This is a genomic window from Kocuria sp. NPDC057446, assembly GCF_042802875.1.
Lineage (GTDB): Bacteria > Actinomycetota > Actinomycetes > Actinomycetales > Micrococcaceae > Kocuria.
The window spans coordinates 1-6,771 of sequence record NZ_JBHVDI010000181.1 but is presented as its reverse complement, the minus strand read 5'-3'; the positions used below and the strand labels follow the sequence as shown (position 1 = coordinate 6,771).

Below are 6,771 nucleotides of genomic sequence, written 5' to 3'. Positions count from 1 at the left end.
GCCCGCACCCTCTCGGTGCGGGCCGTTCTCCGTCCTCCGGGCTGGAGGTCAGTCGCGCGGGGGCCGGTTGCCCGGGGAGCCGTCGGTCGGTCCGTCGGAGCGGCCGGCGGACGAGCCGCCGGAGGGCCCGTCGTCGGGGCGGTCGCCGCGACGGTCGTCGGGGCGGTCCTCCGGGCCGGTGCCGCCGTCCGCTCCCGGTCCGCCGTTGCGTCGCAGCTCCTCCTCCCACTGCCGCAGCTTCTCGGCCTTCTCCTGCTGCCGGCGGCGCTCCTCGAGGTTGCGCAGGAACTGGGGGTCGTCGTCCGGCCCCCGGCCGCGCACGGGGCGGGAGGACTCCGCGGTGCCCCTGGGGCGCCCGAGGAACAGCCACAGGAGGGCGCCGACGAGCGGCAGGAGGAGGATCACCGCGATCCACCCGCCCTTGCGGAGACCGCGCATGTCGGAGTTGTCGGTCCGGGCGCACTCGATGAGGGAGTACACGATGACGCCCACCGCCAAAGCGGCCGCGCCGATGATGAGGATGGCTCTGCCCATGCCGACAATCGTAGGGGAGTTGCCTGGACGCCAGCTCAGCGCCCCGGGGAGTTCTCCCAGGTGCTCCCGCTAGACTGGACGCGTGAATTTCCTGAAGTACTCCCTGCTCCGGTTCGCGCTGCTGGTGCTGGCCTTCCTGCTCAGCATGTCGCTCGGCGTGGGCCTGGTGCTGTCGGGGATCGCCGCGGTGGTGATCTCCTTCGCGGTCTCCTACCTGTTCTTCCCGCGCCTGCACGCCGCCGCGGGGGAGGAGTTCCACCGCTGGTTCGCGCGGGCGCCGAAGCCCCGCAACCGGGTGGCGCTCGAGGACCAGGAGGTCGAGGACGCCTACGTCGACCGGAGGCTGCGCGAGGACGGCCGCGAGGTCTAGCCCCTCCACGCCCGCCGGGCTCCGCCCGGTGGGCGGGCGCCGAGGGCTCACCACTGCCGCAGCAGCACCGCCAGCAGGAAGAGCACGGACCAGCCCACGTTGAGCACCCCGCACTGCCGGAGCACGGGGATGAGCTGGCGCCGGTCCTGCACCCGCAGCACCGTGGCCACGGGCGCCCACGCCAGCGGCAGGAGCAGCAGCACCAGGAGCATCCACGGGTTGTAGGGCACCAGGAACAGCACCAGTGCGAACGCCACGGCGATCTCGGCGGTGAACACCACCCGGGCCAACGGGTCCCCCAGCCGCACGGCCAGGGTGCGCTTGCCGACCTCCCGGTCCCCGGGCAGGTCCCGGATGTTGTTGGCCATGAGCAGGGCGGTGGCGATCAGCCCGGTGGCCAGGGCCGCCACGAACGCCTCGAGGTTGAGGGTGCCCGCCTGGGTGAGCGTGGTGCCGAGCACGGCCACGAGCCCGAAGTAGACGAACACGAACAGGTCCCCGAGGCCTCGGTACCCGTACGGGCTGCGCCCGCCGGTGTAGCCCCACGCGGCGAGCACGGCGGAGAGGCCGACGGGGATGAACCACCACTGGCGGCTCAGCACCACCAGGACGGCGCCGGCGAGCGCGGCGAGCGCGAAGCACAGCAGCGCCGCGGCCTTCACCCGCCCCGGCGCGGCGGCCCCGGAGCCGGTCAGGCGCAGGGGGCCCACGCGGTCGTCGTCGGTGCCCCGGATGCCGTCCGAGTAGTCGTTGGCGTAGTTCACGCCGATCTGCAGGAGGAGGGCCAGCAGCAGCGCGAGCAGGGCGCGGACGGGGTCGAAGGAGTACAGGGCCTGGGCCGCGGCGGATCCGGCCACCACGGGGGCGAGGGCCATCGGCAGGGTCCGGAGCCGGGCCCCCTCGATCCACTGTGCTGGCGTGGCCACGGGCTACCTCCGTCGGGAACGACCCGCGCGGGCGCGGGGTGCGGGATGCGGGCCGCGGTGGGGGTCCGCGGCCGCGAACCATTGTGTCACGGCGCCGCCCGCCCCTCTCCCCGGCGGGAGCTCAGCCGAGCAGCCGGCCCACGGCGGCGCGGTCCGGCTTCCCGGTGGGCAGCAGGGGCATCTCGTCCGGCCAGGCCCAGCGCCGGGGCACCGCGGCGGCGCCGTGCCGGGCGCGGACCTGCTCCTCGAGCTCGGTCCGCAGCCGCCCGCGGTCCGTGCCCGGCGCCGCGACGACCGCAGCCCCCACCGCCTGCCCCCACTCGGCGTCGGGCACCCCGAGCACCAGGGCCTCGCGCACGGCGGGGTGCTCCGTCAGCGCGGCGCTCACGAGGCCGGCGGCGACCTTGACCCCGCCGGTGTTCACGACGTCGTCGACCCGGCCGTGCACCGCGAGCACGCCGTCGGGAGAGAGCTCGCCGAGGTCGTCCGTGCGGTACCAGCGCGTGCCGCCGCTCTCCCGGAAGTGCCGTGCGGTCTGCTCCGGGTCCCCGGCGTAGCCGGCGGCCACGACGTCCCCGCCGAGCCAGATCCGGCCCGGCCCGGACCCACCGCCGGCCCCGGGGCGCGGGACGTCGTCGTCCTCCTCCGTCCCCACGTGCACGGAGACGCCGTCCAGGGGCACGCCGTCGTAGACGCAGCCCCCGCACGTCTCGGACATGCCGTAGGTGGAGACCACCCGGACGTCGGCGGCGCGGGCGGCCGCCAGCAGGCGCGGGGGAGCGGCCGAGCCGCCGAGCAGGATCGCGGAGAATCTCTTCAGCGCGGAGACCGCGTCCCCGTTGCGCACCCCGGAGGCCGGTTCCAGGATCCGCTGCAGCTGGGTGGGCACGAGCGAGGTGAAGCGCACGGGATCCTCCAGCTGCTCGGCCGCCGCTGCGAAGGCCTCCGGGGTGAAGCGGGCCGCCGGGTCGAGGACCACGGGGTCCGTCCCGGCGTAGAGGGAGCGCACGAGCACCTGGACCCCGGCCACGTAGTGCACGGGCAGGGCCAGCAGCCACTGGCCCACCCCGCCGGTGCGCACCGCGGTGGCCATCGAGGACGCCGCGAGCGCGTCCCGGGTGAGGACCGTGCGCTTTGCCCGGCCGGTGGACCCGGACGTGCGCACCACGACGGCCGGGCCCTCCCGGCCCAGGGCGCGGGTCAGCGGGGACAGCAGCCGCAGGGGGTCGCCGGGCACGGGCCCGTCGAGGACCACGGCGTCACCGGGGACGATCAGCTCGGCCATCGCGGCCCTCCTCCTCGCGCTGCCGGCCGGGCCGGGACCCGCCGGACGGGTCGTGGCCCGGCCGCAGGCGGCCTGGAAGTAGTCAGAAGTCGTCAGAAGTAGTAGGGGAAGCCGGACCAGTCCGGGTCGCGCTTGCCCAGGAACGCGTCCCGGCCCTCGACGGCCTCGTCGGTCATGTACGCCATGCGGGTCGCCTCGCCCGCGAAGACCTGCTGGCCGACCATGCCGTCGTCGGGCAGGTTGAACGCGAACTTCAGCATCCGGATCGCCTGCGGGGACTGGGCCGCCACGTCCCGGGCGGCCGCGATCGCCGCCGCCTCCAGTTCCGCGTGCGGGACCACCTCGTTGACCGCGCCCAGCTCGAGCATCCGCTGTGCGTCGTACTCCCGGGCGAGGAAGAAGATCTCCCGGGCCGCCTTCTGCCCCACCTGCCGGGCGAGCAGGGCGGAGCCGTAGCCGGCGTCGAAGGAGCCCACGGTGGCGTCCGTCTGCTTGAACCGCCCGTGCTCGCGGGAGGCGATGGTGAGGTCGCAGACCACGTGCAGGGAGTGCCCGCCGCCCGCGGCCCACCCCGGGACGGCCGCGACGACCACCTTGGGCATGGTGCGGATCAGCCGCTGCACCTCGAGGATGTGCAGCCGGCCGGCGCGGGCCGGGTCGATGGAGTCCGCGGTCTCGCCCTCGGCGTAGCGGTAGCCGTCCCGGCCGCGGATGCGCTGGTCCCCGCCGGAGCAGAAGGCCCAGCCGCCGTCCCTGGGGGAGGGGCCGTTGCCGGTGAGGACCACGGCGCCCACGTCGGAGGACATCCGGGCGTGGTCCAGCGCGCGGTAGAGCTCGTCGACCGTGCCCGGGCGGAAGGCGTTGCGCACCTCCGGGCGGTCGAAGGCAATCCGCACCCACGGCAGGTCCCGGAGCACCGTGCCGTCCGGGGCGCGCTCCACGCCGCGGTGGTAGGTCAGGTCCTGCAGCTCCCGGAAGCCCTCGACGGTGCGCCACTGCGCGGGATCGAAGAGCTCCGAGACCTGCTCGGGAAGGTCGCTGCCGGGGGCGGGGGTGGAGTCAGTCACGTGCCGAGTCTACGTGGGGCCCGATCCGGAGCAGGGTGGCGGAGCCGCCGCGAGCACCGGACCGGCGGGAACGGGCCGGGTGCCACGAGCCCGGCTAGGCTCGGAGGATGGCTGAGATCCGCACGAGCACCCTGCACACGACCCGTCTCGGGGACGACGGCGACCCCGTCGTCTTCCTGCACGGCCTGTTCGGCCGGGGCAAGAACTTCACCCGGATCGCGAAGGACCTCCAGCCGGAGTTCCGGAGCCTGCTCGTGGACCTGCCCAACCACGGCCGGTCCGCGTGGACGGACCGGGTGGACTACGAGCAGATGGCGGACTCCGTGGCCGAGACCCTCCGGGGGGACTTCGCGGCGGAGGGGCCGGTCGCGGTCGTCGGGCACTCCCTCGGCGGCAAGGTGGCCATGGTGCTCGCGCTGCGGCACCCGGACCTCGTCTCCCGGCTCGTGGTGGTGGACATCGCCCCCGCCCGGGCCGGGGGCGGCGAGGGCGAGTTCGCGCACCTGCTGGACAGCCTCGCGGCCGTGGACCTCGCGGCCGTCGAGCGCCGCTCGGACGCGGACGAGGCCCTCCGGGAACCCATCCCGTGGGACACCACGCGCAGCTTCCTGCTGCAGAACCTGCGCAGCGCGGAGGGGGGCTTCGCCTGGGAGCCGAACCTCGAGCTGCTGCGCTCGAGCCTGGACACCATCGGCGGCTTCCCCGACACCGGGGACGCCGTCTACGAGGGACCGGTGCTCTGGGTGGCCGGTGGTCGCTCGGACTACGTCCGCGACGAGCACGCGCCGGTCATGCGCCGGCTGTTCCCCCGGGCGCACCGGGTGACGATCCGCGAGGCCGGGCACTGGGTGCACTCGCAGGAGCCGGAGAAGTTCACCGAGGTGCTGCGCGGCTTCCTGGCGCGCACCGAGGACTGACCATCCTCCCGGCGGGGGGAACGGCCCTCCCGGCCGGCGGCCACCGGGCCGGAGGCCGTGCCCCGCGCCGCGGTGGGAGACTGGGGGGATGAGCTCCGTCCCCTTCGACCTCGCCCGGATCGGCGCCGGCCTGCCGGTCGCCGGGGTGCTCGGCGAGCTCCGAGCGGCGCTGGCCGGCGGCGTCGCCGTGGTCCAGGCCCCGCCCGGCACGGGCAAGACCACACTGGTGCCTCCGCTCACCGCCGACCTGCTGCACGCGCGCGCCGCCGGGCCCGCGCCCGGGCCCGTCTCCGGCCGGGTGGTCGTCACCCAGCCCCGGCGGGTCGCCGCGCGCTCCGCGGCCCGCCGGCTGGCGCACCTCACGGGGACCCGGGTGGGCGGGATCGTGGGCCACACCGTGCGCGGCGACCGGCGCACCGGGGCCCGCACGCTCGTCGAGTTCGTCACTCCCGGCGTGCTCCTGCGCCGGCTGCTGCAGGATCCCGGGCTGCCCGGCACGGGCGCCGTGGTCCTCGACGAGGTCCACGAGCGCGGCCTCGAGTCCGACCTGCTCGTCGGCATGCTGGCCGAGGTCCGGCAGCTGCGCGAGGACCTGGTGCTCGTCGCGATGTCCGCGACCCTCGACGCGCCTCGCTTCGCCGCCCTGCTGGGCGGGGACGCCCCCGCCCCGGTGGTCGACTGCCCGTCCGCCCTCCACCCGCTCACCGTCCGGTGGGCCCCGGCCCCCGGCCGGCGCACCGACGAGCGCGGGGTCACCCGCCCGTTCCTCGACCACGTCGCCGGCACCGCGGCCGACGCGCACGCCCGGGCCCTGGCCCGGGACGACGCCACGGACGCGCTCGTGTTCCTCCCCGGGGCGTGGGAGGTCGCCCACGTCGCCCGGCGGCTGCGGGAGAGCTGCCGCGGGACCGAGGTGCTCGAGCTGCACGGCCGGGTCGCGGCCGCCGAGCAGGACCGGGCGACCGCGGGACGCCGGCCGGGGGACCCGCCCCGGGTGGTGGTCTCCACGTCCCTGGCCGAGTCCTCCCTGACCGTGCCGGGAGTGCGCCTGGTGGTCGACTCCGGGCTCTCCCGGGAGCCCCGGCGGGACGCCGGCCGCGGCATGACGGGCCTGGTCACGGTCGCGGCCTCCCGGGCGGCCGCCGAGCAGCGGGCGGGCCGCGCCGCCCGGCTCGGGCCCGGGGAGGTCGTGCGCTGCTACGACGAGCGGACCTGGGCCGCGATGCCGCCCCATCTCACCCCCGAGCTCGCGGCCGCCGACCTCACGGGCGCCGCCCTGCTGCTCGCCTGCTGGGGAGCCCCCGGCGGACGGGGCCTGCCGCTGCCGGACCCGCTGCCCGCACCGGCACTGGCCGACGCGCTCGCCGTCCTGCACGGGCTCGGCGCGCTCGAGGCCGACGGCCGGGCCAGCGCCACCGGCCGGCTGCTCGCGGCGGTGCCCGTGGACCCGCGCCTGGCCCGGGGCCTGCTCGACGGCGCCCGCACGGTGGGCCCCCGGGCCGCCGCCGAGGTCGTCGCGATGGTCTCGGACGACCACCGCCCGCCCGGCGGGGACCTGACCCGCCTGCTCGCCGAGCTGCGCGGCGGGCGGGCCCCGGACGCCCGCCGCTGGGCGGAGGAGACCCGCCGGCTGGAGCGGATCGTCGCGGATCCGCCGGACCCCGGGCCGGCA

General features: G+C 76.5%; 7 protein-coding genes. 3 read left to right on the top strand and 4 right to left on the bottom strand.

What is annotated here, in order from left to right:
• Positions 1–48: 48 nt before the first annotated feature.
• Positions 49–534, bottom strand: a complete 486-nt coding sequence (locus ACFU0Y_RS16165) for a PLDc N-terminal domain-containing protein (RefSeq protein WP_380215657.1) — start codon at positions 532–534, stop codon at positions 49–51.
• An 82-nt stretch (positions 535–616) separates the two neighbouring features.
• Between ACFU0Y_RS16165 and ACFU0Y_RS16160 the strand changes: the two genes are divergently transcribed.
• Positions 617–904 carry a DUF4229 domain-containing protein gene (locus ACFU0Y_RS16160; RefSeq protein ID WP_380215655.1) on the top strand — a complete coding sequence of 96 codons (288 nt, stop codon included), beginning with the start codon at positions 617–619 and terminating at the stop codon, positions 902–904.
• 47 nt (positions 905–951) lie between these two features.
• On the opposite strand, the gene ACFU0Y_RS16155 is transcribed toward ACFU0Y_RS16160, so the two are convergent.
• The 3 genes from ACFU0Y_RS16155 to ACFU0Y_RS16145 all read right to left on the bottom strand — a co-directional run bounded on the left by ACFU0Y_RS16155 (position 952) and on the right by ACFU0Y_RS16145 (position 4,182).
• Positions 952–1,830 carry a 1,4-dihydroxy-2-naphthoate polyprenyltransferase gene (locus ACFU0Y_RS16155; RefSeq protein ID WP_380215653.1) on the bottom strand — a complete coding sequence of 293 codons (879 nt, stop codon included), beginning with the start codon at positions 1,828–1,830 and terminating at the stop codon, positions 952–954.
• Between the two features lie 121 nt (positions 1,831–1,951).
• Positions 1,952–3,115 (bottom strand): AMP-binding protein, encoded by a 1,164-nt coding sequence (locus tag ACFU0Y_RS16150; RefSeq protein ID WP_380215651.1) that lies wholly within the window; start codon positions 3,113–3,115, stop codon positions 1,952–1,954.
• Positions 3,116–3,207: 92 nt separating this feature from the next.
• Positions 3,208–4,182 carry a 1,4-dihydroxy-2-naphthoyl-CoA synthase gene (locus ACFU0Y_RS16145; RefSeq protein ID WP_380215649.1) on the bottom strand — a complete coding sequence of 325 codons (975 nt, stop codon included), beginning with the start codon at positions 4,180–4,182 and terminating at the stop codon, positions 3,208–3,210.
• 107 nt (positions 4,183–4,289) lie between these two features.
• On the opposite strand from ACFU0Y_RS16145, the gene ACFU0Y_RS16140 reads away from it, so the two are divergent.
• Together ACFU0Y_RS16140 and ACFU0Y_RS16135 are read left to right on the top strand one after the other, a co-directional pair.
• On the top strand, positions 4,290–5,099 hold the full coding sequence (locus ACFU0Y_RS16140) for an alpha/beta fold hydrolase (protein WP_380215647.1): 810 nt from the start codon (positions 4,290–4,292) through the stop codon (positions 5,097–5,099).
• 88 nt (positions 5,100–5,187) lie between these two features.
• Positions 5,188–6,771: helicase-related protein (locus ACFU0Y_RS16135; RefSeq protein ID WP_380215645.1), on the top strand; the 1,584-nt coding region annotated here is incomplete at its 3' end.